General features: G+C 72.6%; 22 protein-coding genes and 3 pseudogenes. 17 read left to right on the plus strand and 8 right to left on the minus strand.

The window, feature by feature from the left end; all coding sequences use genetic code 11:
• Nucleotides 1-73: 73 nt before the first annotated feature.
• A complete protein-coding gene (locus ACIP4X_RS21545) occupies nucleotides 74-952 on the minus strand; it encodes a deoxyribose-phosphate aldolase (RefSeq protein ID WP_358730533.1) in 879 nt (292 codons plus the stop codon).
• Between the two features lie 13 nt (nucleotides 953-965).
• Nucleotides 966-1,961 carry a 5-dehydro-2-deoxygluconokinase gene (gene iolC, locus ACIP4X_RS21550; protein ID WP_391454673.1) on the minus strand — a complete coding sequence of 332 codons (996 nt, stop codon included), beginning with the start codon at nucleotides 1,959-1,961 and terminating at the stop codon, nucleotides 966-968.
• Nucleotides 1,962-2,251: 290 nt separating this feature from the next.
• On the opposite strand from iolC, the gene ACIP4X_RS21555 reads away from it, so the two are divergent.
• From ACIP4X_RS21555 to nhaA, 8 genes are all read left to right on the plus strand, one after another.
• Nucleotides 2,252-3,274, plus strand: a complete 1,023-nt coding sequence (locus tag ACIP4X_RS21555) for a substrate-binding domain-containing protein (protein WP_391454672.1) — start codon at nucleotides 2,252-2,254, stop codon at nucleotides 3,272-3,274.
• 5 nt (nucleotides 3,275-3,279) lie between these two features.
• Nucleotides 3,280-4,350 carry an ABC transporter permease gene (locus ACIP4X_RS21560; protein WP_358730647.1) on the plus strand — a complete coding sequence of 357 codons (1,071 nt, stop codon included), beginning with the start codon at nucleotides 3,280-3,282 and terminating at the stop codon, nucleotides 4,348-4,350.
• A 5-nt stretch (nucleotides 4,351-4,355) separates the two neighbouring features.
• Nucleotides 4,356-5,273, plus strand: a complete 918-nt coding sequence (locus ACIP4X_RS21565) for an ATP-binding cassette domain-containing protein (RefSeq protein ID WP_391454671.1) — start codon at nucleotides 4,356-4,358, stop codon at nucleotides 5,271-5,273.
• 4 nt (nucleotides 5,274-5,277) lie between these two features.
• The gene (locus ACIP4X_RS21570) at nucleotides 5,278-6,180 is read left to right on the plus strand and encodes a sugar phosphate isomerase/epimerase (protein WP_358730541.1); all 903 of its coding nucleotides are present in this window, start codon (nucleotides 5,278-5,280) and stop codon (nucleotides 6,178-6,180) included.
• Between the two features lie 65 nt (nucleotides 6,181-6,245).
• Nucleotides 6,246-7,271, plus strand: a complete 1,026-nt coding sequence (locus ACIP4X_RS21575) for a Gfo/Idh/MocA family oxidoreductase (protein WP_358730543.1) — start codon at nucleotides 6,246-6,248, stop codon at nucleotides 7,269-7,271.
• A 114-nt stretch (nucleotides 7,272-7,385) separates the two neighbouring features.
• The gene (locus ACIP4X_RS21580; protein ID WP_358730545.1) at nucleotides 7,386-7,991 is read left to right on the plus strand and encodes a GPP34 family phosphoprotein; all 606 of its coding nucleotides are present in this window, start codon (nucleotides 7,386-7,388) and stop codon (nucleotides 7,989-7,991) included.
• Between the two features lie 309 nt (nucleotides 7,992-8,300).
• On the plus strand, nucleotides 8,301-9,548 hold the full coding sequence (locus tag ACIP4X_RS21585; RefSeq protein WP_358730547.1) for a serine hydrolase domain-containing protein: 1,248 nt from the start codon (nucleotides 8,301-8,303) through the stop codon (nucleotides 9,546-9,548).
• 63 nt (nucleotides 9,549-9,611) lie between these two features.
• Complete coding sequence (gene nhaA / locus ACIP4X_RS21590; protein WP_358730549.1) at nucleotides 9,612-11,483, plus strand: Na+/H+ antiporter NhaA; 1,872 nt, start codon at nucleotides 9,612-9,614, stop codon at nucleotides 11,481-11,483.
• Between the two features lie 44 nt (nucleotides 11,484-11,527).
• On the opposite strand, the gene ACIP4X_RS21595 is transcribed toward nhaA, so the two are convergent.
• The 3 genes and pseudogenes from ACIP4X_RS21595 to ACIP4X_RS21605 all read right to left on the minus strand — a co-directional run bounded on the left by ACIP4X_RS21595 (nucleotide 11,528) and on the right by ACIP4X_RS21605 (nucleotide 14,654).
• Nucleotides 11,528-12,532, minus strand: coding sequence for a Gfo/Idh/MocA family oxidoreductase (locus ACIP4X_RS21595; protein ID WP_391454670.1), 1,005 nt, complete (start codon nucleotides 12,530-12,532; stop codon nucleotides 11,528-11,530).
• 110 nt (nucleotides 12,533-12,642) lie between these two features.
• Nucleotides 12,643-13,479, minus strand: a pseudogene (locus tag ACIP4X_RS21600) (SDR family oxidoreductase).
• Between the two features lie 8 nt (nucleotides 13,480-13,487).
• Nucleotides 13,488-14,654, minus strand: coding sequence for a phytanoyl-CoA dioxygenase family protein (locus ACIP4X_RS21605; RefSeq protein WP_391454669.1), 1,167 nt, complete (start codon nucleotides 14,652-14,654; stop codon nucleotides 13,488-13,490).
• A gap of 135 nt (nucleotides 14,655-14,789) precedes the next feature.
• Between ACIP4X_RS21605 and ACIP4X_RS21610 the strand changes: the two genes are divergently transcribed.
• The gene (locus tag ACIP4X_RS21610; protein WP_358730554.1) at nucleotides 14,790-15,824 is read left to right on the plus strand and encodes a LacI family DNA-binding transcriptional regulator; all 1,035 of its coding nucleotides are present in this window, start codon (nucleotides 14,790-14,792) and stop codon (nucleotides 15,822-15,824) included.
• A gap of 15 nt (nucleotides 15,825-15,839) precedes the next feature.
• Here the strand turns inward: ACIP4X_RS21610 and ACIP4X_RS21615 are convergent, their stop codons facing one another.
• The gene (locus tag ACIP4X_RS21615) at nucleotides 15,840-16,184 is read right to left on the minus strand and encodes a cupin domain-containing protein (protein ID WP_100570100.1); all 345 of its coding nucleotides are present in this window, start codon (nucleotides 16,182-16,184) and stop codon (nucleotides 15,840-15,842) included.
• Nucleotides 16,185-16,405: 221 nt separating this feature from the next.
• Here ACIP4X_RS21615 and ACIP4X_RS21620 point away from each other — a divergent pair, with 221 nt between their 5' ends.
• The 6 genes and pseudogenes from ACIP4X_RS21620 to ACIP4X_RS21645 all read left to right on the plus strand — a co-directional run bounded on the left by ACIP4X_RS21620 (nucleotide 16,406) and on the right by ACIP4X_RS21645 (nucleotide 21,609).
• A complete protein-coding gene (locus ACIP4X_RS21620; RefSeq protein WP_358730556.1) occupies nucleotides 16,406-17,056 on the plus strand; it encodes a GntR family transcriptional regulator in 651 nt (216 codons plus the stop codon).
• A gap of 59 nt (nucleotides 17,057-17,115) precedes the next feature.
• Nucleotides 17,116-17,903: pseudogene (locus ACIP4X_RS21625) on the plus strand (PIG-L deacetylase family protein).
• Nucleotides 17,900-18,610, plus strand: a complete 711-nt coding sequence (locus ACIP4X_RS21630) for a 4-carboxy-4-hydroxy-2-oxoadipate aldolase/oxaloacetate decarboxylase (RefSeq protein WP_401350013.1) — start codon at nucleotides 17,900-17,902, stop codon at nucleotides 18,608-18,610. Before ACIP4X_RS21625 ends, ACIP4X_RS21630 begins: the two are co-directional and overlap by 4 nt.
• Complete coding sequence (locus ACIP4X_RS21635; protein ID WP_401350016.1) at nucleotides 18,607-19,728, plus strand: 4-oxalomesaconate tautomerase; 1,122 nt, start codon at nucleotides 18,607-18,609, stop codon at nucleotides 19,726-19,728. Before ACIP4X_RS21630 ends, ACIP4X_RS21635 begins: the two co-directional genes overlap by 4 nt.
• Nucleotides 19,709-20,659 (plus strand): VOC family protein, encoded by a 951-nt coding sequence (locus tag ACIP4X_RS21640; RefSeq protein ID WP_401350019.1) that lies wholly within the window; start codon nucleotides 19,709-19,711, stop codon nucleotides 20,657-20,659. The genes ACIP4X_RS21635 and ACIP4X_RS21640 overlap by 20 nt, the downstream gene beginning before the upstream one ends.
• Nucleotides 20,660-20,849: 190 nt before the next feature.
• A pseudogene (locus ACIP4X_RS21645) lies at nucleotides 20,850-21,609 on the plus strand (MFS transporter).
• Nucleotides 21,610-21,631: 22 nt separating this feature from the next.
• Here ACIP4X_RS21645 and ACIP4X_RS21650 read toward each other — a convergent pair.
• Together ACIP4X_RS21650 and ACIP4X_RS21655 are read right to left on the minus strand one after the other, a co-directional pair.
• Entirely contained in the window at nucleotides 21,632-22,516 is an 885-nt protein-coding gene (locus ACIP4X_RS21650) for a DUF2690 domain-containing protein (protein WP_358730565.1), read from the minus strand.
• A 162-nt stretch (nucleotides 22,517-22,678) separates the two neighbouring features.
• Nucleotides 22,679-23,116, minus strand: coding sequence for an SH3 domain-containing protein (locus tag ACIP4X_RS21655; protein ID WP_391454664.1), 438 nt, complete (start codon nucleotides 23,114-23,116; stop codon nucleotides 22,679-22,681).
• 192 nt (nucleotides 23,117-23,308) lie between these two features.
• On the opposite strand from ACIP4X_RS21655, the gene ACIP4X_RS21660 reads away from it, so the two are divergent.
• Complete coding sequence (locus ACIP4X_RS21660; protein WP_358730569.1) at nucleotides 23,309-23,833, plus strand: MarR family transcriptional regulator; 525 nt, start codon at nucleotides 23,309-23,311, stop codon at nucleotides 23,831-23,833.
• Between the two features lie 76 nt (nucleotides 23,834-23,909).
• Nucleotides 23,910-24,545 (plus strand): SRPBCC family protein, encoded by a 636-nt coding sequence (locus ACIP4X_RS21665; protein WP_358730571.1) that lies wholly within the window; start codon nucleotides 23,910-23,912, stop codon nucleotides 24,543-24,545.
• Nucleotides 24,546-24,594: the final 49 nt, after the last annotated feature.

A 24,594-nucleotide genomic window follows, 5' to 3' on the forward strand; every position in this document is an offset into this window, starting at 1 on the left:
TGCCTCCTTGTCGCGGCTGGAGCGCGGCGGATTCATGGACGAGCAGGGGCGGGACCGCTGCGGAGGGGACCGGTCACAGCAGGCTCACGGCCGTGTCGACCGCGTCCTCCACACTGCCCGTGGCCGGGTACAGCAGCGACCGGCCGACGACCATGCCCTGCACGGTGGGGAGCCTGAGCGCCTTGCGCCAGCGTTCGTAGGCGCCCTCCTGGTCGTCGCCGATCTCGCCGCCGAGCAGTACGGCCGGGAGCGTGGACGTCCGCAGGACCTCGGCCATGTCGTCCGGGTCCTCGGTGACGGGAAGTTTCAGCCAGGTGTAGGCGGAGGTGCCGCCCAGGCCGGACGCTATGGCGATGGAGCGGGTGACGGCCTCGGCGGACAGGTCGTTGGCGACCCTGCCGCCGGAGCGGCGCGCGATGAACGGCTCGACGAAGACGGGCAGGCGCAGCTCCGCCATGTCGTCGACGGCCCGGGCGGTGGACTCCATGGTGGCCAGTGAGCCGGGGTCGTCGTAGTCGATGCGCAGCAGCAGCTTGCCCGCGTCGAAGCGGAGCCGGGCGATGTCGCGGGGGCGGTGCCCGGTGAAGCGGTCGTCCATCTCGAAGGAGGCGCCGGACAGGCCGCCGCGGTTCATCGAGCCCATGACGACCTTGCCGTCGAGCACCCCGAGCAGCAGCAGGTCCTCCAGGACGTCGGCGGTGGCGAGTACCCCGTCGACGCCGGGCCGCGACAACGCGACGCACAGGCGTTCGAGCAGTTCGGCCCGGTTGGCCATGGCGAGTCCACGGCCGCCGACGCCGAGCGCGCCGCGCGCGGGATGGTCGGCGGCCACGATCATCAGCCGGCCGCTGTCGCCGATCAGCGGGCGGCGCACCCGGCGCGCGGCGGCCTCCGCGACGGCCTCGGGGTGCCGGGCGCGGACCGCGGTCAGGTCGGGGATGCTGAGGCTCAAGAGGGGGCTCCGATCAGGCAGTGGCTCGCGCGAGGAAGTCGTCGACCTCCGCGCGGGTGGGCATCGCGGAGGAGCAGGCGAGGCGGGAGGCGACGAGGGCGCCGGCCGCGTTGGCGTGCCGCACGGTCGTCGTCAGGTCCCAGCCGGACAGCAGGCCGTGGCAGAGCGAGCCGCCGAACGCGTCGCCCGCGCCGAGGCCGTTGACGACCTCGACGGGTACCGGCGGGACCTCGGCCCGGCTGCCGTCCCGGTGCACCGCGAGGACGCCCTTGGGGCCCTGCTTGACGACGGCCAGTTCCACACCGGCCGCCAGCAGCGCCTCGGCGCACGCCTCCGGTTCGCGCACGCCGGTGGCGATCTCGCACTCGTCGACGTTGCCGACCGCCACGGTGGCGTGCCGCAGTGCCTCGGCGTAGTACCGGCGGGCCTGGACGGGATCCGGCCGGACCGTGTCATTCCAGAGAGCCGGGCGCCAGTCGAGGTCGAAGACGGTGGTGCCCGCCTTGTCGCGCGCGGCCAGGGCGGCGAGCGTGGCGGAACGGCTCGGCTCCTGGCTCAGACCGGTGCCGGTGATCCAGAAGATCCGGGCCGCGCGGATGGCCGCGAGGTCCAGTTCGCCGGTGTGGATCTCCAGGTCGGGGGCCTTGGGTCGGCGGTAGAAGTACAGCGGGAAGTCGTCCGGCGGGAAGATCTCGCAGAAGGTCACCGGGGTCGGGTACGCGGCGACCGGAGTGACCCAGCGGTCGTCGACGCCGAAGCCCTTCAGCGCCTCGTGCAGATACGCGCCGAACGGGTCGTCCCCGGTGCGGGTGATCACCGCGCTGGAGCGGCCGAGCCGGGCCGCGGCGACGGCCACGTTGGCCGCGGAACCGCCGAGGAACTTGCCGAAGGTCTCCACGCGCGCCAGGGGTACGCCGGACTGCAGGGGGTAGAGATCGACTCCGATGCGTCCCATGGTGATCAGGTCGAAGGACTGGGCGGACTCAGCGGACTCAACGGGCTCTGCCATGCGCGACGCTCCTCGAGCTGGGCTGGGGTGCGGATCCCAAGGGACCTTGTGACGGGGACGTGGATCCCCCTGGCCTGCCGCCCTCCCAGATGTAGGACCCGGAGGGCGGCACTGTCAAGGCTTTGTTCTTACATTCGGACTAGGTCGTAGAACAGATGTCTTGACAAAGTATTGACAGCGGGCCCGCCAGGGGATTGGATCCGGGACCAACGTCGGACTTCCCCCGGGTTTCCACGAGTTCCAGGAGTTCGACCCGAGCTTTTCCCCAGCCACAGTGAGGTGCAGGAAAGATGGACCGCTCTTCTCGCCGCTTCCGCGGAGTCGCCCCCCTTGTGGCCGTGACCGCTGCGGCGGCCCTGGCCCTCGCCGGCTGCTCCAGCAGCTCGGGCGGAAAGAAGGCCGAGGACGGCGGTGACGGCGGCAGCGGCGCCGCGGGCAAGGCCAACACGCCCCGGATGACGGTCGCGCTGGTCACCCACCAGGCGCCCGGCGACACCTTCTGGGACATCGTCCGCAAGGGCGCGGAGGCGGCCGCCGCCAAGGACAACATCAAGCTCGTCTACTCCGCCGACCCCAGCGCCGGCAGCCAGGCCAACCTCGTCCAGAACGCGATCGACCAGAAGGTCGACGGCATCGCCGTCACCCTCGCCAAGCCGGACGCGATGCGGGGCGTGCTGGCCAAGGCCGAGCAGGCCGGCATACCCGTGGTCGGACTCAACTCCGGCCTGAACGACTGGAAGAAGCTCAACCTGCTGGAGTTCTTCGGCCAGGACGAGTCGGTGGCGGGCGAGGCCTTCGGCAAGAAGCTGAACGAGGTCGGCGCCAAGAAGGCCGTCTGCGTGATCCACGAGCAGGGCAACGTCGGCCTGACCCAGCGCTGCGACGGCGTGAAGAAGACCTTCCAGGGCTCCATCGAGAACCTCTACGTCAACGGCGCGGACATGCCGTCGGTGAAGTCCACCATCACCGCCAAGCTCAAGCAGAGCGGCTCCGTCGACCACGTCGTCACCCTCGGCGCCCCGGTCGCGATGACCGCGGTGCAGTCGGTGGGCGACGCGGGCAGCAAGGCCAAGGTCGCCACCTTCGACCTCAACAAGGAGCTGGCCGGCTCCGTCAAGAAGGGCGACATCGAGTTCGCCGTCGACCAGCAGCCCTACCTCCAGGGCTACCTGGCCGTGGACGGCCTGTGGCTGTTCAAGAACAACGGCAACTACAGCGGCGGCGGTGAGCAGCCGGTGCTCACCGGACCGGCCTTCGTCGACAAGTCCAACGTGGAGCAGATCGCGGGGTTCGCCGCGAAGGGCACCCGGTGAGCGACATGTCCCCACAGGCCGCGCCGGCGGTGGGCGCACCGCCGGCTCCCGGCTCCCGGCCGACCGACGGCCGCACCGTACGGCGCCCGCTGGCGCTGCGGCTGCTGGCCCGCCCGGAGGTCGGGGTCTTCCTCGGCGCCGTGGCCGTGCTCGTGTTCTTCCTCGTCGCCGCGCCCTCCGTCCGCCAGGGCGGCTCCATGGCGACGGTCCTCTACCAGTCGTCGACCATCGGCATCATGGCCCTGCCGGTGGCGCTGCTGATGATCGGCGGGGAGTTCGACCTCTCCTCCGGTGTCGCCGTGATCACCTCGGCGCTCACCGCGAGCATGCTCAGCTACCAGCTCACCATGAACGTGTGGGCGGGGGTCATCGTCGCCCTGGCGGTGTCCCTGGGCGTCGGCGCCTTCAACGGCTGGCTGCTGGTGAAGACCGGCCTGCCGAGCTTCCTGGTCACCCTCGGCACCTTCCTGATCCTCCAGGGCGTCAACCTCGCCGTCACCAAACTGGTCACCGGCAACGTGGCCACCGACGACATCAGCGACATGGACGGCTTCGAACAGGCCAGGGCCGTCTTCGCCTCGTCCTTCGACGTCGGCGGCGTCCAGGTGAAGATCACCGTGGTGTGGTGGCTGGTCTTCGCCGCACTGGCCACCTGGGTCCTGCTGCGCACCAAGTACGGCAACTGGATCTTCGCGGTCGGCGGCAACAAGGACAGCGCCCGCGCGGTCGGCGTGCCCGTCACCTTCACCAAGATCACCCTGTTCATGCTGGTCGGCTTCGGCGCCTGGTTCGCGGGCATGCACCAGCTGTTCTCGTTCAACACCGTGCAGTCCGGCGAGGGCGTCGGCCAGGAGCTCATCTACATCGCCGCCGCCGTGATCGGCGGCTGCCTGCTCACCGGCGGCTACGGTTCCGCCATCGGCCCCGTCTTCGGCGCCTTCATGTTCGGCATGGTGAACCAGGGCATCGTCTACGCGGGCTGGAACCCCGACTGGTTCAAGGCCTTCCTCGGCGTGATGCTGCTCGGCGCCGTCCTCATCAATCTGTGGGTCCGGCGCACGGCGACCCGGAGGTGACCGACATGACCAGCGACAAGGCGGCGGCCCACGGAGCCGTCCTCCCCGACACCCCGCCCGCGCACGACGGGCCCGTCGTCGAACTGCGCGGCGCCGGCAAGTCCTACGGCAACATCCGCGCCCTGCACGGCGTCGACCTCGCCGTCCACCCCGGACGCGTCACGTGCGTGCTCGGCGACAACGGCGCCGGCAAGTCCACCCTCATCAAGATCATCTCCGGGCTGCACCAGCACACCGAGGGCGAGTTCCTCGTCGACGGGGCGCCGGTGCGCTTCTCCAGCCCGCGCGACGCCCTCGCCCGGGGCATCGCCACCGTCTACCAGGACCTGGCGACCGTCCCGCTCATGCCCGTGTGGCGGAACTTCTTCCTGGGTTCCGAGCTGACCCGGGGCCCCTGGCCCGTACGCCGCCTCGACATCGCCCGGATGAAGCGGACCGCGGACGAGGAACTGCGCAACATGGGCATCGTCCTGGACGACCTGGAACAGCCCATCGGCACGCTCTCCGGCGGCCAGCGCCAGTGCGTCGCCATCGCCCGCGCCGTCCACTTCGGGGCCCGCGTCCTCATCCTGGACGAGCCCACCGCCGCCCTCGGCGTCAAGCAGTCCGGTGTCGTGCTGAAGTACATCGCCGCCGCCCGCGACCGCGGCCTCGGCGTCATCTTCATCACCCACAACCCCCACCACGCCTACATGGTCGGCGACCACTTCAGCGTGCTGCGCCTGGGCACCCTCGAACTCAGCGCGGGCCGTAGCGAGGTCGGCCTCGACCAACTGACCCACCACATGGCGGGCGGCACCGAACTCGCCGCCCTCAAGCACGAACTGTCGCAGGTCCGCGGTGTCGACACCGAGGAGCTCCCGGAGGCGGAGGCCCTCGCCGCGCCCAGCGCGTCCGCACCGGAACCCACCGAAGGGAACTGATGACATGGCCCCCGTGCTGGACCGCATCCGGGTCGGCTCCGCCCCCGACTCCTGGGGTGTCTGGTTCCCCGACGACCCCGCGCAGGTCCCCTGGGAACGCTTCCTCGACGAGGTGGCCGAGGCCGGCTACTCCTGGATCGAACTCGGCCCCTACGGGTATCTGCCGACCGACCCGGCCCGGCTCAACGACGAGGTGGCCGAGCGCGGCCTGAAGGTCTCGGCGGGCACCGTCTTCACCGGCCTGCACCGCGGTCCGTCGGTGTGGGACTCCACCTGGGAACACGTCAGCCAGGTCGCCGGACTCACCCAGGCCACCGGCGCACGCCACCTCGTCGTCATCCCCTCCTTCTGGCGCGACGACAAGACCGCCGAGATCCTGGAGCCGCCGGAGCTGACCGGCGAGCAGTGGACGCACCTGACCCGGGGCATGGAACGGCTCGGCCGCCAGGTCAGGGAGACGTACGGCCTCGACATCGTCGTCCACCCGCACGCCGACACCCACATCGACACCGAGGCCCACGTCGAGCGCTTCCTCGACTCCACCGACTCCGGTCTCGTCAACCTCTGCCTGGACACCGGGCACTACGCCTACTGCGGCGGCGACAGCGTCAAGCTCATCGAGACCTACGGCGAGCGCATCGGCTACCTGCACCTCAAGCAGGTCGACCCGGAGATCCTCGCCGAGGTGGTGGCGAACGAGGTGCCGTTCGGGCCGGCGGTCCAGCGGGGCGTGATGTGCGAGCCGCCGGCCGGAGTACCGGCCCTCGAACCGGTCCTGACGGCCGCGCAGGGACTCGGCGTGGATCTCTTCGCGATCGTCGAGCAGGACATGTACCCGTGCGAGCCGGACAGGCCGCTGCCCATCGCGGTGCGCACACGCCGGTTCCTGCGGTCCTGCGGCGCCTGACCCCGCCGGGACAGGCACCAGGCCCTGGAAAGGACGGCGTCCGGACGCCGAGGAGGAGTACCACGATGGCCCGATCACAGGGGTCGGCGACTCTGAACGTCGCCGTCATCGGCGTGGGCCGCATGGGCGCCGACCATGTGCGCCGGATCCAGGAGGTCGTCAGCGGCGCCAGGGTGAGCGCCGTCGTGGACGCCGACGCGGAACGCGCCGAGGCCGTCGCGGCCCGCGCCGGCGACTGCGCCGCGTACACCGACCCGGCCGCCGCGCTGGCCGCCACCGACGTCGACGCGGTGCTCGTGGCGTCGCCCGGCCCGGCCCACGAGGCGGCCCTGCTCGCCGCCCTCGCCCACGACCTGCCCGTCCTGTGCGAGAAGCCCCTCACCCCCGACCCGGCCTCCGCCCTGCGCGTACTCGAAGCCGAGCTGCGGCTCGGCCGGCGGCGCGTCCAGGTGGGCTTCATGCGGCGCTACGACGCCGAGTACCTCCGGCTCGAACAGCTCCTGCGGACCGGCCGGCTGGGCCGCCCGCTGCTGCTGCACCAGCGCCACCGCAACGTGGCCTCCCCGCCCGGCTGGACCAGCGACCTGCTCGTCAGCGACTCGCTCGCGCACGAGGTGGACGCGACCCGCTGGCTGCTCGGCCAGGAGATCACCGCGGTGACGGTCCTGCGCCCCGCCCCGTCCCGCGACGCCGGTGGCCTCCAGGACCCGCAGTTCGTCGTCCTCGAAACGGACGGCGGTGCCATCGCCGACGTGGAGGTCTTCGTCAACTGCGGCTTCGGCTACCAGGTGCGGGCCGAGGCCGTCTGCGAGCGCGGCACGGCGCACATCGGCGACGGCCACGCCATGGTCACCCAGGCGGACGGCCGCTGGGGCGGCACCATCGCCCAGGACTACCTCGAACGCTTCGAGGACGCCTACGACCGCGAGGTGCAGACCTGGGTCGACTCCGTCCGCGACGGCACGCCCACCGGCCCCGGCGTCTGGGACGGCTTCGCCGCCGCAGCGGTCTGCGCGGCGGGCGTCCGCTCCCTGACCGGGGGCGGCCGGGTGGCGGTGGAGCTGCCCGAACGCCCGTCACTGTACGGATGACACCCGCCGTACGCCTCGCGCGCCGCGCTACAGTCGGCGCGTACGGGAAGCACGGAACGTCGCGTTCTGCGTGCCGGTGGCGCGGGGGCGGGCACCTCCTCGACGGGGAGCGTAATGAGCACAGCGCGTGACCTGATGATCGTCGCCCTGGACGTGGAACCCAGCCGGCCGCCCGAGCGCGGGGACCTCTCCCTGGCGCTGGCCGGCGCCGAGGCGTACGACCTGCTGCGGGCCGAGCTGCTGGAGCTGGACGGCGACCGGATCGTGCCGCGGCTCCTTCCGGAGGTGGGTGACCCGCTGCTGGCGGAGGCCGCCTCGTCGCTGGTGCGCCAGGTGCCGTACGAGACCCTGGAGGACTGGCTCTGGCGGCGCGGGCGCGGCCTGGCCAGGGCCTATCTGACCACTCTGGAACGGGAGGGCCAGGTCACCTGGGAACGCAGCCGCTGGCTGCCCTTCCGTGGCGGCCGCACGGTCCTCAGCGACACCGGGGCACGGCGCCGCGCGTCCTACCGCTGGGCGGCCGACGAGCCGGTGCTGCTCACGCTCGCGGCGGCCGTCGGCATCCGTGACGAGATGACCGCGGCGGAGCCGGGCATCACCGACGACGCCGTCCTCACCGTCCTCGCCGCCGTCCACGACGCCGTGATGGAACTGGAGGCCGTCCGCCAGCGCCGAGCCATCGAGGACGCGGCCTTCGCCAACGTCTGGCGCGGCGCGTAACCCACGACGGCGGGTCCTGCCTTGCCTCGTGACCGTAGGGCGGTGCCGTGCCGGGCGTCGCGAGCCGGTGAACCTTTCCGGTCGCAGCACTGGCAGGCGGCGTCGCGCCCCGTGACCCGGGGGTCGCGCCTCGCCGCGTTGCCGAAGGGCTGCGCCGTGGGGGTGCCGCGGGGTCGACAGGCGGGGCCGTGGCGACGCCTTTAAGCTGAGGGGCGGCGTGGGTCGCCGTGGAAGGCAGGGCGGTGTCCCTCGTCCCCCCGCTCGTCCGGGACGGCCGCCGGCTCGTTCCCAGGCGCTTGGAGCCGGCGCATGACCCACGCGTGTCCACGACTGCGACGGGCTGTCGTCACCGCGACCGCCGTCGGAGTCCTCGTGGTGCCGCTCGCCGGCGGGACCGCCTCCGCCGGTCCCGCCGCCCGCCCCGGCGCCGTCACGGCCACCGCGCCCGCGGGCATGTCACCGACCGGAGTGCGCGGACTGAGCCCCGACGTGGTCCGGCAGCTCGACCGGGCCGTGCTGGGCGTCATGCGGCAGGCGGGGGTGCCCGGGGTGACCGTGGGGCTGTGGACACCGGACCAGGGCGAGTACGTCAAGTCCTTCGGCGTCGCCGACAAGAGCACCGGACGGAAGATGTCGCCCGACCTGTACATGCGGATCGGCAGCGAGACCAAGACCTTCACCGCGACCGCGCTGCTGCACCTCGTGGACCGGCACAAGGTGCGCCTGGACGACCCCGTCGGCAAATACGTCACCGGCGTGCCGAACGGGAACAGGATCACCCTGCGGCAGCTCGCCGGGATGCGTAGCGGACTGTTCGACTACACGGCGGACGCGGACTTCCGCAAGGCGCTGACCTCCGATCCGTGCCGGGACGTCACCCCGCAGCAACTGCTCTTTTACGCCTTCAGACACCCCCCGCTCTTCCCGCCGGGCCGGAGGTTCGACTACAGCAACACCAACTTCGTCCTGCTCGGCCTCGTCGTCGAAAAGGCCGGCGGCCGGCCGCTCGCGGACTACATCTCCACCCACGTACTGCGCCCGGCCGGACTCGACCAGACCTTCTTCCCGGCCGGGGCGCGCTTCCCGCGCCCGCACGCGCAGGGCTACACGAACCAGACCGCGAACGGCGAGGTGCGGGACGCGGCCGACTGGAACCCCTCCTGGGCCTGGGCGGCCGGGGCGATGGTCTCCAACCTCGACGACCTGCGCGTCTGGGCGCGCACCGTCGCCACGGGCGTCCTGCCCGACGGCACCAGGCTCATCAGCCCCGCCTCCCAGAAGCAGCGGCTCGCCACACAGCCGACCTCGTTCCCCGGCGCCGGATACGGTCTCGGCATCTTCGACGTGCGCGGCTGGATCGGCCACAACGGCTCCCTGCCGGGCTACGAGTCCCTCACCGTCCACCTCCCCACGGCGCGCACGACCCTCGTCGTCCTGCTCAACAGCGACATCGACGAGACGGGGACCGAGCCCAGCGCCCTGCTCGGCCGGGCGATCACGAAGATCGTCACCCCCGGGCACGTCTTCGACCTGCCGCCCCGGGCGGCCGCCCGGTGACCGGCCACTCCAGGAACTGACGACGTGTCCCGGGACCCGACCACACCGACGGCGCCACCGCCCATGAGCGGGCAGACCGCCTGCGGCGCCGGCGCGCACGGCCCGCTGCGCGCCTTCCTGCGCACCGAGACCGGCAGCGCCGCGGTACTGCTCGCCGCCGCCGTCGCGGCCCTGGTGTGGGCCAACGCCGCACCCGGCACGTACGAGTCGTTCTGGCGCACCCACGTGTCCCTCATGGTCGGCTCGACCGGGGTCTCCCTGGGACTGCGGGAGTGGATCAACAGCGGGCTGATGGCGCTGTTCTTCTTCGTCGTCGGCCTGGAGGCCCGCCGGGAGTTCGACATCGGGGAGCTGAGAGAGCGCAGACGGCTCGCCCTCTCGGCGATCGCCGGGATCAGCGGCATGGCCGTACCCGTGGCGATCTACCTGGCCCTCAACGCGGGCCACGTCACCGCCCGGGGATGGGGCGCGGCCATGTCCACCGACACGGCGTTCGCGCTCGGCATCCTCGCCGTCTTCGGCTCCCGGCTCCCCGGCGGCCTGCGCGTCTTCATGCTCGGCGTCACGGTCGCCGACGACTTCCTCGCCCTCGCCGTCATCGCCTTCGCCTACAGCGGCACCCTCTACGTGCCCGCCCTGCTCACCGCCTTCGGTGTCCTCGCCCTGCTGATCGCGATGCGGCTGGCCGACGTACGGATCTCCGCCGTGTACGCGCTGGTCGCCCTGGTCCTGTGGGGCGCGCTGCTGCGCTCCGGCGTCGATCCGGTGGTCAGCGGGCTGGTCATGGGCCTGCTCACCTACGCCCACCCCGCCCGGCGGCACGCCCTGGAACGCGCCAGCCGGCTCTTCCGCCGCTTCCGCGAGCAGCCCACACCCGAGCTGGAACGCACCCTGCGCCGGGGCCTGGCCACCGCGCTGTCGCCCAACGAGCGGCTCCAGCGCATGCTCCACCCCTGGACCAGCTATCTGATCGTGCCGCTGTTCGCGCTGGCCAACGCCGGTCTCCCGCTCGGCGCGGCCCGGCTCGCGGACGCCTTCACCTCACCCGTCACCCTCGGTATCCTGCTCGGCTACGTCCTCGGCAAGCCGATCGGCGTCGCCGGCTCCACCTGGCTCGCCGTACGGCTCAGCCGCGGCCGGCTGCGCCCGCCGATCGGCTGGGGCGCCATCGCCGCCGGCGGCGGTCTGGCCGGGGTGGGCTTCACCGTGTCCCTGCTGATCGCCACCCTCGCCTTCCGGGGGACCCGGTTGGAGGAGGCGAAGATCGGCATTCTGGCGACCGTCCTGTGCTCCTTCGCCGTCACCTGGCTGGTGACCGGGGCCCTCTCCCTGCTGCCCCCGCGCAGCCGGGCCCGCGCGCTGCTGGGCCGCGGCCGGGTCATCGTCGACCTCGGTGAGCCCGTCGACCCCGAGCGCGACCACGTCCGCGGGCCGCTCGACGCCCCGGTGACGCTGGTCGAGTACGGCGACTACGAGTGCCCGTACTGCGGACTCGCCGAGCCGGTCGTGCGGGAGCTGCTCACCGACTTCGGCGACGACGTGCGCTATGTCTGGCGGCACCTGCCGCTGACCGACGTCCACCCGAACGCGCAGCTCGCCGCCGAGGCCGCGGAGGCCGCCGCCCGCCAGGGCCGCTTCTGGCGGATGCACGACGTCCTGATCAGCCACCAGGGCGACCTGAGCCCCAAGGACCTCCTGCGCTACGCCGGACAGGTCGGCCTCGACGTGGACCGCTTCCGCCGGGACCTGCGGGCGCGGGCGGGCGCGCAGCGGGTGGCCGACGACGTGGAGTCGGCCGATCTCAGCGCCGTCTCCGGCACCCCGACCTTCTTCGTCAACGGCCGCCGCCACCACGGCGCCTACGACATCAGCACCCTCGCGGCGGCCGTGCGCGCGGCCCGGGAACGCGCGGCCCTGACGAGCACGGGCCCGTAGCCCCGAGGTCCCGTAGCCCCGGGGTCGCGTCGAGGCCCGCTGGGTCAGACGGTTCGTACCTCCTCGATACGTACCGGACGGTGTTCGTGGAGGGACAGGGTGCACGCCTCGGCGATCCAGCCGGCCTCCAGGGCGTCCGCGACCGTGCACGGGGAGGGCAGCCGGCCGGCCACGACCTCGGTGAACGCGGTGAGTTCGGCGCGGTAGGCGGCGGCGAAGCGGTCCATGAAGAAGTCGTGCGGGGTGCCGGCGGGGAAGGTCACCCCGGGTTCGACGGAGCGCACCGGCAGCTTGTCGTCCAGGCCGACGGCGATCGAGTCCTCGAAGCCGTGCAGCTCCATGCGGACGTCGTAACCGCGGGCGTTGTGGCGGCTGTTGGAGACCACGGCGATCGTTCCGTCGTCCAGCGTGAGCACGGCCCCGGTGGTGTCGGCGTCGCCCGCCTCCCTGATGTAGCCGGCGCCCCGGTTGCCGCCGACGGCGTACACCTCGGTCACCTCCCGCCCGGTCACCCAGCGGATGATGTCGAAGTCGTGCACCGAGCAGTCCCGGAAGATCCCGCCGGAGGCGGCGATGTACGCGGCCGGCGGCGGCGCCGGGTCGAGGGTGGTCGAGCGTACGGTGTGCAGCCTGCCGAGCTCGCCGCCCCGCACGGCGGCGCGGGCCGCGGCGAAACCGGCGTCGAAGCGGCGGTTGTAGCCGATCTGCACGGGCACGTCGCCGTCCTGGACGGCCTTGAGGACCTCGACGCCCTCCGCCATGGTGCGGGCCACCGGCTTCTCGCAGAAGACGGGGATCCCGGCGTCGACGGCGGCGAGGATCAGCGCCGGGTGGGCGTCGGTCGCCGCGGCCACGACAACACCGTCCACCCCGGCGGCGAGCACCGCCTCGGGCGAGTCGGCCACCTCGGCCCCGAACCGCTCGGCGGCGGCCTTCGCGGCGTCCGTGAACGGGTCGGCGACGACGAGCGACTCGACCGCGTCGAGTCCGGAGAGGGTCTCGGCGTGGAAGGCGCCGATCCGGCCGAGGCCGAGGATTCCGATGCGCATGGGGGCTGATGCTCCTTTGGTGCGTGGGTGGTGCGTGGGTGGTGCGTGGGTGGTGCGCGGTGGTGCGGCAGTACGTCGGTTCGGTTCGGTCCGGTCGAGTCCAGTCCAGCTCAGTCCAGTCCGCCGAGCATGTTCTGGTCCCAGTCGATCACCGAACCGGTGACCACCCCGGACCGCTCGGACAGCAGCAGGACCACGAAGTCGGCGATCTCGTCCGGCTGCCCGAGCCTGCCCATCGGCAGCCGCTCCGTGGCCCGCTCGCGCCAGTCGTCGCCGGCGCCGTGGAAGGCGCGCTGGGGGGCGTCCTCGCCCTCGGTCGCGGTCCAGCCGATGTTCAGGCCGTTGATCCGCACCCGGTCGTGGCGGTGGGCGTGTGCGGCGATGGGGGCGCCCCCGCGGGAGCGAAGGCGAGCGTGGGGAGGGTCAGGCCTACCAGACCGGCCTTGGCGGCGACGTACGGCGCCAGGAACGGCTGCCCGCCGTGCGCCGAGGACGTGATGATGTTGACGACCGTGCCGGGCGCCCCGCGCGCCACCATGTCGGCCGCCGCAGCCTGCATCGCGAAGAACGGTCCCTTGAGGTTCACCGCGATGTGCGCGTCGAACAACTCGGGCGTGGTGTCGAGGAGCGTCCCGCGCGAGGTCAGCCCCGCGGAGTTCACCAGGCAGTCGATCCGCCCGTACGCGGAGACCACCCGTGCCACCGACCCCTTGGCCTGTTCGGCGTCGGCCAGGTCGGCCCGGACGTACATCGCCGTGCCCCCGGCGGCCGTCAGCTCCGCCACCAGGGCCTCTGCCCGGCCCGGCCCGCCGCCCGGTCACGGCGACGACGGCGCCCTCGCGGACGGCGGCCCGCGCGATCGCGGCCCCCACGCCCTGGCTGCCGCCGTTGACGAGGACGACCCTGCCGTGGAGCAGGCCGTCCGCGGATCCGTCGAGAAGTCCCATGACCGTCCTCAGCTCTCACGCCGCTCGGCGGCGGCCCTCAGTTCCGTACGCAGCGCGTCCGGTGTCCACTCCTCGCGCACCGCCCGCCGTACGAGGTCCGCCTGCGAGGGCGGGGCCAGACCGTCGAGGGGCGGATCGCTGTCGAGGTTGGTGGGGAACGGGTAGCCCTCGGCGCTCGCGGCGACGACGCGGTCCAGCCACGCGGCGTCGGCGCCCTCCGCCTTGCGCTTGAGCAGCACGGGGAAGACGGCGCCCGCGACGGCCTCCCGGTCGACGGTCTCCATCGCGCGCCCGAACGCGGAGGAGACCTGGAGCAGGTTGGCCATGCGCCGGATGTCCGCCGACCGGTTGGTCCCGGCGGCGTGGAAGAGCGCGGGGTTGAAGAAGACGGCGTCCCCCTTGGACAGCGGCAGTTGCACGTGGTGGTCCTCGAAGTACGCCTGGAACGCGGGCAGTCGCCAGGCGAGGTATCCCGGCTCGTACCGCTGCGAGTACGGCAGGTACATCGTCGGACCGGACTCCACGGGCATGTCGCAGTGCGCGACCGCGCCCTGGAGGGTCAGCGCCGGGGAGAGCCGGTGGACGTGCGCCGGGTAGGCGGCGGCGACATCGTTGGCCAGGAATCCCAGGTGGTAGTCGCGGTGCACGGTCTGGGCCGCGCCGCCCGGGTTGACCACGTTGATCTGCGAGGTGACCTGGTAGCCGGGGCCCAGCCAGGCCTCGGAGACCAGCGCCAGGACGTCGTTGGCGTAGTAGTCGGCGAACGTCTCCGGGTCGTGCAGCGCCGCCTTCTCCAGGGCGTTCCACACCCGGTCGTTGGCGCCCGGCCTGGCGAAGTGGTCCCCGCCGCCCGCGCCCGAGGCGCGCTGCTCGGCGATCAGGGCGCGGAAGACGGCGCCGGCCCGGTCGACCACGGCGGTGTCGGGGAAGGCGCCCCGGAACACCACGATGCCGGGGCCCTCGTCCAGGGCGCGGACCAGCTCGACCCGCAGGGCGAGCCGGTCCCGGGCCCCGCGCAGCCGGTCGGCGTCGTAGACGAGGACGCCCCGGTCCACCGCCGAGGCGTGCGGATAGCCGGCGGGGTCGGTCGCGCGCTCGACGAGCGCGCGGAACCGGCCGAGGTCGCAGTCCTGTTCGGACAGCCAGGCACGGCGGTGTACGGAAGTGGCGGACATCGTCGTCCTTTCGGTTGTCGGCCGACTCGGTCACGAGGGCCGTCGCGCCCTGTCATTCTTGTCATGACAAACGCCTCGAACAACCAGCGGCGAGCCATCAAAAACCCCTCAAGGACCTTCCCGAGGAGCCTGCGCATGGGACACCCCTTCCCGATCCGCGAGATAGCACGTCAGGCCGGGCTGAGCGAGGCCACCGTCGACCGGGTGCTCAACGGCCGCGGCGGGGTGCGGGAGAGCACCGCGGGGGAGGTGCGCCGGGCCATCGCCGACCTCGACCGGCAGCGCACCCAGGTCCGCCTGGTGGGCCGCACCTTCATGCTCGACATCGTGATGCAGGCGCCCGAGCGGTTCAGCACCGCCGTGCGGGCCGCCCTGGAGGCCGAACTGCCGTCCCTCCACCCGGCCGTGGTGCGTTCCCGCTTCCACTTCCGCGAGACCGGTCCGGTGCGGGAGCAGGTCGCCGTCCTCGACCGGATCGCGCGGCGCGGCTCGCAGGGCGTGATCCTCAAGGCCCCGGACGTCCCCGAGGTCACCGCGGCGGTCGGCCGGCTGGTGGCGGCGGGCATCCCGGTGGTCACCCTGGTCACCGACCTGCCCGCCAGCGCCCGGCTCGGCTACGTGGGCAGCGACAACCGGGCGGCGGGCGCGACGGCCGCGTACCTGATGGGCCAGTGGCTCGGCGACCGGCCCGGCAATGTGCTCACCAGCCTCAGCAGCGGTTTCTTCCGCAACGAGGAGGAACGCGAGATGGGCTTCCGCGGCGCCATGCGCGCCCGTCACCCCCGGCGGGTCCTGGTGGAGATCGCCGAGGGACAGGGCCTGGACGCGACGCAGTACGACCTCGTGCGGGCCGCCCTGGAGCGCGACCCGGAGATCCGCGCCGTCTACTCGATCGGCGGCGGCAACATCGCCACCCTGCGGGCCTTCGCCGACCTCGGCCGCGAGTGCGCGGTGTTCATCGCCCACGACCTCGACCAGGACAACACCCGCCTGCTGCGCGAGCACCGCCTGTCCGCCGTGCTCCACCACGATCTGCGCCAGGACCTGCGGGAGGCCTGCCACCTGGTGATGCGGGCCCACGGCGCCCTGCCGCCCGCCGGACCGACGCTTCCGTCGGCGATCCAGGTGGTGACCCCGTACAACATGCCGCCGCACCCGACGGCCGGCTGAACTCCCCGGCAGGCCTCACAGGTTGATCGCGTAGGCCTTCCGCAGCGTCTCGTGCACCGTCCACGTCGTGCGGTCGCCCTCGCGCAGCACCGCCAGGTCGCCCGGGCCGACGCGCAGGGTCGGACCGCCCTCGACCTCGATGGTCGCCGAGCCGCTGATCACCACGAACAGCTCGTCCGCCTCGGTGTCGGTGACGACCCCGGGCGTGATCTGCCAGATCCCGCGGACCTGCCGGCCGTCCGCCGACTCCCAGACCACCTTGCCGGTCACCTCGGGCGTCCCGGAGACGATCTGCTCCGGTTCGAGCGGCTCGGGCACGAGGTCGGCGTCGGGGACATGCAGAACGAAACTGTGCGTCATGCCGCGACCCTAGCCGGGGTGGACGGCGCCGGAAGGCCGACAGGGTGTAGGGGATCGGCCCTGGTCGGGGGACACTTCGTCGCTTCCGGCGGCGGCCTGGCCCGGCACGCGCGGCCGGGACACGCGGGCCGGCCCTCGCACGGCGATATGACCAACAAAATTGTTGACAATCTTGTCTCGCTAGATTTAGGTTCGATAGGCACTCACTCAGGGAGGGCGCAATGCCGAACCAAGCCGGTCCGAGCAGCGGAGAGCAGGCCAAACAGCATGCGCTCGCGCGGCTGCGGCAGGCGATTCTGCACGGCGAGATGGCACCGGCCCAGCGGCTGGTGGAGAACGAGCTCGCCGAGCAGTTCGGTGTGACACGGGCCAGCATCCGCGCGGCGCTGATCGATCTGGAGGCCCAGGGCCTGGTCGAGCGGATCCGCAACCGGGGCTCGCGGGTGCGGGTGGTGACCGTGGAGGAAGCGGTCGCGATCACCGAGTGCCGCATGGTCCTCGAAGGGCTGTGCGCGGCCAAGGCGGCCGTCGCGGCGAGCGACGAGCAGTTGTCCGAACTCGTCGACCTCGGCACGGCGATGGAGAAGGCCGTGAAGGAGGGCGAGCCGGTCACGTACTCCGACCTCAACCACGAACTGCACGCCCGGATCCGGGAGTTCTCCGGCCAGCGCACGGCGCTGGAACTGCTGGAACGACTCAATGCCCAACTGGTGCGACACCGCTTCCAGTTGGCGCTGCGGCCAGGACGTCCGCAGCAGTCCCTGAGCGAGCACCTGGCCATGATCGAGGCGATCGGGGCCAGGGATCCGCAGGCGGCCGAGACGGCCGTCCGCGCCCACCTCACCAGCGTGATCGACGCGTTGCGCGACTGATACGCCGCACGGCCGCCGCGGGGTGGTGGGCGCACCTGTCCACCAAGGAGATATGAGCAATGACGCACGCGGGTGCGCAGGCCCCCAAGCCCTCGGCCTCGTCCGGGCAGGGGGGAACCCCATCCCCACGGTCGACACTCGTCGTCACCGCGCACGCCGGGGACTTCGTGTGGCGGGCGGGCGGAGCGATCGCCCTGGCCGCCGCACGCGGTGAGAAGGTCACCATCGCGTGCCTGACCTTCGGCGAGCGCGGCGAGTCGGCCAAGGCCTGGCGCGAGGGCCGGAACCTGGAGGAGATCAAGGAGATACGGCGCGCGGAGGCCGAGCAGGCCGCCGCCACCCTCGGCGCCGAGGTCCGCTTCTTCGACGCCGGCGACTATCCCCTCGTGCCCACCGCCGAGTTGACCGACCGGCTCGTCGCCGTCTGCCGCGAGACCCAACCCGACGTCATCCTCACCCACCCGGTCGAGGACCCGTACAACGGCGACCATCCGGCCGCCAACCGGATGGCGCTGGAGGCCCGCGTACTCGCCCAGGCCATCGGCTATCCCGCTCCCGGCGAGATCATCGGCGCCCCGCCCGTCTTCTACTTCGAGCCGCACCAGCCCGAGATGAGCGGCTTCCGGCCCGAAGTGCTCCTGGACATCACCGAGGTGTGGGAGACCAAGCGCAAGGCGATGGAGTGCCTGGCCGCCCAGCGGCACCTGTGGGACTACTACACCGACCTCGCCGTCCGCCGCGGCGTCCAGCTCAAGCGCAACGCCGGACCCAACCTGGGCCTCCCGCACAGACCATGGCCGAGGCCTACATGCGCCCCTACCCGCAGGTCACGAAGGAGCTGGCATGAGCGGCGTGATCGTCACCAACCCGCCGAAGGCCGACGCCGAGGACGTACGGGCGCTCGCCGGGTACGGCGTGGCCACCGTCCACGAGGCCATGGGCCGCACCGGCCTGCTCCCGGGGCGCCTGCGCCCGGTCCAGGAGGGCGTACGGGTCGCCGGAACCGCCGTGACCGTGCTGTCCTGGCCCGGCGACAACCTCATGATCCACGCCGCCGTCGAGCAATGCGGCAAGGGCGACATCCTCGTCGTCACCACCACCTCGCCGTCCACCGACGGCATGTTCGGCGAGCTGTTCGCCACCGCGCTGACGCGGCGCGGGGTGCGCGGCCTGGTCATCGACGCGGGCGTCAGGGACGTCGCCGAGCTGCGCGGGATGGGCTTCCCGGCCTGGGCCGCCGCCGTGTCCGCGCAGGGCACCGTGAAGGCGACCGGCGGCTCGGTCAACGTACCCGTGGCGATCGGCGGCCAGGTGATCCGGCCCGGCGACGTCATCCTCGCCGACGACGACGGCGTGGTGGTCGTACCGCGCGAGCAGGCCCGGCGTGCCGTCGTGGCCTCCGAGGCGCGGGAGGCCAAGGAGGCCGCCTCCCGGGCCGCCTTCCAGGACGGCCAACTAGGCCTGGACCGCTACGGGTTGCGCGACACCCTCGCGAAGCTCGGCGTGACCTGGCAGGCGTACGACGACCACGTGCGGGACGGAGCCGCGAAGTGACCGCGGCCGACGGGGTCCGCTGCGCGCTCCTGCGCGGCGGCACCTCCAAGGGCGCGTACTTCCTGGCCGAGGACCTGCCCGCCGACCCCGCCGCCCGCGACGACCTGCTGCTGCGGATCATGGGCAGCCCCGACCCGCGCCAGATCGACGGCCTCGGCGGCGGCCACCCGCTCACCAGCAAGGTCGCCGTGGTCTCCGCCTCCGCAGGACCGGAGACGGACGTGGACTACCTGTTCCTCCAAGTCGCCGTGGACCGGGTAGAGGTGACCAACCGTCAGAACTGCGGCAACATCCTGGCCGGAGTCGGGCCGTTCGCCGTCGAACGCGGGCTCGTGCCCGCGGGGGACGGCGAGACCTCGGTACGGATCCGGATGCGCAACACGGGGGAGTCGGCGGTCGCCACCTTCCCCACCCCCGGCGGACGCGTCGACTACACCGGCGGCGCCGCGATCTCCGGGGTGCCCGGCACCGCCGCCCCCGTACTGATCGAGTTCCCGGCCGCCGACCGCCCGCTGCTGCCCACCGGACAGGTCCGGGACACGATCGCCGGTACCGGGGTGACGTGCGTGGACAACGGCATGCCGACCGTGCTGATCCCCGCCACCGCGCTGGAGGTCACCGGCTACGAGGACCCGGGGGAACTGGAGGAGAACGGCGAACTGGCCGACCGGCTGCGGGAGATCAGGCTGGCGGCCGGCCCGCTGATGGGCCTCGGCGACGTCGGCTCCGCCACCGTGCCCAAACTGAGCCTGCTGGCGCCGCCCCGGAACGGCGGCGCCGTCACCACCCGGACCTTCATCCCGGTGCGCTGCCACACCTCCATCGGCGTCCTCGGCGCCGCGAGCGTGGCGGCCGGGCTCGCCCTCCCCGGCAGTGTGGCCGAGGGCATCGCACGCCCACCTGCGGCGGGCCACCGTACACGCATCGAACACCCCACCGGATTCCTGGAGATCGCCACCGACGTCGTACCCGGCGCCGGTGGCGCCCCTCCCGTTGCCCGCAGCGCCGCCGTGGTGCGCACCGCGCGCAGGATCTTCGACGGCACGGTCTTCCCCCGCCCGGCTGCCCCCACCCCCGACCGACCCTCTGGAGGCAACGATGGCTCCGCCCCTTCGTGACATCGCCCATATCGGCCACGCCCAGCTGTTCACCCCGGACCTGGACGCCAGCGTCGCCTTCTTCACCGACTACCTCGGCCTCACCGTCAACGAGCAGCACGGCGACACCGTCTACCTGCGCACCTTCGACGACTACGAGCACCACAGCCTGGTGCTCACCGCCCGCGACCGGCCGGGCCTGGGCCGGCTCGCCCTGCGGACGTCGAGCAACGAGGCCCTCCAGCGCCGGGTGAGGGCCCTCGAGGAGGCGGGCCGCCCCGGCCGCTGGACGGAGGACGAGCCCGGACTCGGCAAGCTGTACCTCACCACCGACCCGGACGGGCACGAGCACGCGCTGTACTGGGAGAGCGAGCACCACCGGGCCCCCGACGAGCTGAAACCCGCGCTGAAGAACCAGCCCCAGGCCAAACCCAACCGGGGCGTGGGCGTGCGCCGCCTGGACCACGTCAACTTCCTCGCCGCCGACGTGCTCGCCAACGCCGAGTTCCAGGAGCGGTTGCTGGGCGCCAGGCCCACCGAGCAGATACGCCTGGACTCCGGCAGGATCGCGGCCCGCTGGCTCACCTTCACCGACAAGTCCTACGACGTCGTCTACACCGAGGACTGGACGGGTTCGAGCGGCCGGCTGCACCACATCGCCTTCGCCACCGACACCCGCGAGGACATCCTGCGCGCCGCCGATCTCGCCGTCGACAGCGGCGTGTTCATCGAGACCGGCCCGCACAAGCACGCCATCCAGCAGACGTTCTTCCTCTACGTCTACGAACCGGGCGGCAACCGCGTCGAGTTGTGCAACCCGCTCACCCGGCTGGTGCTGGCGCCCGACTGGCCGCTGATCACCTGGACCGAGGCCGAGCGGGCCAAGGGCCAGGCCTGGGGCCTGCGGACCATCGAGTCCTTCCACACCCATGGGACCCCGACGGTCGACTGAGGCCGCGGAAGGGGCGAACGCGGGGCCGCACACGATGGTGCGCGGCCCCGCGCTCGGTTCCGGCGCGCGTCAGGAGGACACCGGCCGCGCAGCCGTGGCCAGATTGTCGCAGAGATTGTTGACAAAAACGTTGACTACTTTTCCCGGGCTCCTTAGCGTCTGGCGCACCCACGTACGAGAGGTAACAACGATGTCCTCCTCCACTGCCCTGTCCGGGCGCGGCAGCAGACTGGCCGCGCTGGTCGTCGGCCTGTGCTGGCTGGCCGTGCTCTTCGACGGCCTCGACATGTTCGTCTACGGCTCGGTGCTCCCGCACATGCTGGAGCAGAAGGCCCTCGGGATCACCCCCGGCCAGGCCGGCGACCTCGGCAGCTACGCCACCTTCGGCATGCTCGTCGGGGCGCTGACCGCGGGCACGGTCGCCGACCGGATCGGCCGCAAGAAGCTCATGGTCTGCTGTGTCGCGCTGTTCTCCCTGGCCTCCGGCCTGTGCGCGGTCGCCGGCAGCGTCACGGTGTTCGGCCTGGGCCGGACCATCGCGGGCGTCGGCCTCGGCGGTCTGCTGCCCACCGCGATCAGCATGGTCACCGACTACGCCCGGGGCGGCCGCGGCGCCCGCCCGCAAGGAGGGCACCGACCGCTGGGCCGCCCTGGCCGGGCTCTTCCGCAGCGGGGAGTGGACCCAGACCCTGCTCACGGTCTCCCTCCGCTCCAGCCCCGGCAACCGTGCCACCGCCGTCGGCTGGACCTCCGGCATGGGCCGCTTCGGCGCCGTCTTCGGCCCCTGGCTGGGCGGCCAGTTGCTGGCCGCCGACCACGGCTCCTGGGGCTTCACCGCCTTCGCCCTGGCCGGCGTCTCCTCCATGGTCTTCATCGGCATCGCGGCCCTGCGCGCTCCGAAGCGCCCCGCGCCGAGCGGCTCACCCCAGGACCTCCTGGCCGCGAGCTGACATCGCGTGGGGCAGGGGGCCGTCACGGGTGGTCCGGCGCGTCGGGGTCCAGGCCGGTGCAGGCCAGCTTCCCCTCGACCTCGGCGCAGGCCTCCACACCCCGTGGCGAGGAGACGCCGAGCATGGGGCTCGTGTCGCCACTGGTGTCGCCCGCGGCGTAGGCGGCCGACAGGACGTTCCCGCCCACCCGTACGGAGATCTCCCGGGCGACCGCGCCCCGTACCCGCACCTGGGACCAGACGGTGCGGCAGGAGGGCGAGTACCGCAACCGCACGGTGTACGACGCGCCGGCCACGGCGCTCTGGGTCCGCGCGTCCCCGGCGCAGGCCGAGGCCTCGGGCAACTCGCCCTGGCAGGAGGCGCCGTGACACCGTGGCGCCGCCATCACGACCCGGGCGCCCGCCGGTCTGCCGGGGGAGGACGTGAGGAGCGCCGCGGCCACCGCGGTGACCGCGGCCGGCAGGACGAGAACCGACAGCAGCGGCAGCCGACCTGCCCATGCCGGCCGGGACTCGGACTGCGGCTGGGGCGCCCATCGGGGCTGGGGCTCGGACCGGGGCTGGGGCTCGGATCGGGAGTGGTGTGGGGACGTGGACTCGGATTCGTACCCCGTGCCGGACTCCGGCCCGGGCCCGGCGGCCGTGGAAAGGGCCGGGGCCGGGGTCGCGTCCGCGGCGTCCCACAGGGCCAGCGCCGCGGCGGGATCGGCGCCCGAGAGCCGTGCCAGCGCCTCCACGGCCGAGCGGGGCGGGTACTTGGCCCCGGTGAGATAGCGGTGCCAGGCGGACTTGCTGTACGGAGTGCGCGCGGCCAGGGCCGCCAGGCTCAGACCCGTACGGTCCCGCAGCTCGCGCAGGGCTGTCGTCAACTGCCCGGCTGACGCCGCCGTTCCTTGGGGTTGCCGCATGCTGATGCTCCCGACTACGTTCCCACTTTGGGCGTTTCGCCCCGGTTGTCGGGATGGTTTCCCGGGGTGAGGCCGCCGACACACCTGGAGCCGACGGCCCGTCCGGGAGCGTGCCGCCCCCGGACGGGCCGGCCGGTCACCTCGTCCGTGCGTGACGGTGCGTCAGCACCAGGGCAGGGTGTTCCGGGCCCGGACGTAGCGCGCGGAGACGTAACCCCGCACGTGCGCCAGGCGGTACCACTGCCGAGTGCCGTCCACCCAGGACCCGAGCGTCCGGCACTTCAGCGCCACCAGACGGTGTGCGTGCCGGGCGCCGACCACCCGGTACCGGGTGCCGGGGCCGGAGCGGACGTTCAGCGCCCGACGGTGCGTGGCCACGCGTCCGAGGGAGTGAATCGAACGATGGTGCGTCGCCCACCGGTTGACGTGACCCGCCGGCTGGGCGGGCTCGGGCAGCAGCGGGGGGAGCAGGTGCGAGGCGGCCGCCGACACGGCCGGGCGCGAGCCGAGGCCGGCCGGAGCGGCGTCGGCCGCCGTGGGCACGAGCGCGAGCGCCGCGACCGCGGCCAGCACACCGCTGGCGAGGGTCCGTCGGATCATGGAAACCTCCGGGCTGTCGTTCCTGTGATCACACGTCGTGACCACATGCCGCCCAGCGTTTCCGTGCCGCAGCCTCGCGATGCGGTCCCCGTGTCCCTGGGACGGCGGGGACGTCCCGGGGGACACGGGCACGGCTCGGTCGGCACGCAGCAAGTTGCTTGAGTAAGGCAATGATATGGTAAAGTTGCCCGTATGGTCACTCCATCGTTGCCCACCGGACCCGTCTCGCCCGAAGTGGCCGAGATCGAGCGCGCCCTGATGCGCATCACCTATCTGGGTACACGGGCCCGGCAGCACGAGAGGCTGATGAGTCTGGCGGGTGTGCCGCTGGACCGGGCGGCGGTCGCCCTGCTGCGGCAGATCGCCGACTGCGAGCCGCAGCGGCCGGGGGAGCTGGCCAACCGGCTGGGCGTGGAGGCTTCCCACGTCACGCGCACGGTGCAGCAACTGGAGCGGTCCGGCCATGTGACCCGGATCCCCGACCCCGACGACCGCCGCGCCCAGCGCATCCAGCTCACCGACCTCGGCAGGGACGCCATCTCCCGCGTACGGGAGGCCGGAGCCCGCGGCATGGAGGTGGCCCTGGCCGACTGGTCCCCGGAGGACCTGCGCCGGCTCGCGACACTCTTCCACCGCATGGTCGACGACTTCCTCGTCTACGCCCAGCACGTCGACAATGAACAGGAGACCGCGGAGGCGTCCCGCCGCACCCGCTGACGCACTGGCCACCGAGTCGGCCGACGGGACGCGTGAACGCCGGCCGCGCGATGCCGACCACCCCGAGGAGCACCCCATGATCGACGTGACCCAGCAGATCGACGCCGTACACCGCCGGGTCGGCCGCCGTGCCTTCAAGGCGGCCGAGGCCCGTGTGGTCACCGTGAACCAGGACTACGACGCCCCGGTCGAGGACGTCTGGGACGCCTGCACCAACCCCGAACGCATCCCGCACTGGTTCCTCCCCGTCACGGGTGAACTCCGCCTGGGCGGCCGCTACCAGCTCCAGGGCAACGCCGGCGGCACGATCGAGCGCTGCGACCCGCCCGAGACCTTCGCGGCGACCTGGGAGTACGGCGACGAGACGAGCTGGATCGAGCTGCGCCTGACCGCGCGGGAGGGCGGCGGCACACGCTTCGAGCTGGACCACCTGTTCCGCATCGACGACGCCAAATGGGACGAGTACGGGCCCGGCGCGGTCGGGGTCGGCTGGGACATGATGCTCATCGGCCTGACCCTCCACCTGTCGAGCGGCGCGCAGGTCGACTCCGGCGAGGCCATGACCTGGATGGGCTCGGAGGACGGCCGCCGGTTCATCGCCGCGAGCAGCGAGGGGTGGTACGAGGCCAACGTCGCGAGCGGCGAGGACCCGACACGAGCCCGCACGGCCGCCGGCCGCACGACCGCCTTCTACACGGGCGCGAAGGAATAGCCGGAAGTCGGCCGCACCCGCCCGCGTAAGGTAGGGTTCACCTGCACGT

It is taken from the genome of Streptomyces sp. NPDC088817, assembly GCF_044750345.1.
Classification (GTDB): domain Bacteria; phylum Actinomycetota; class Actinomycetes; order Streptomycetales; family Streptomycetaceae; genus Streptomyces.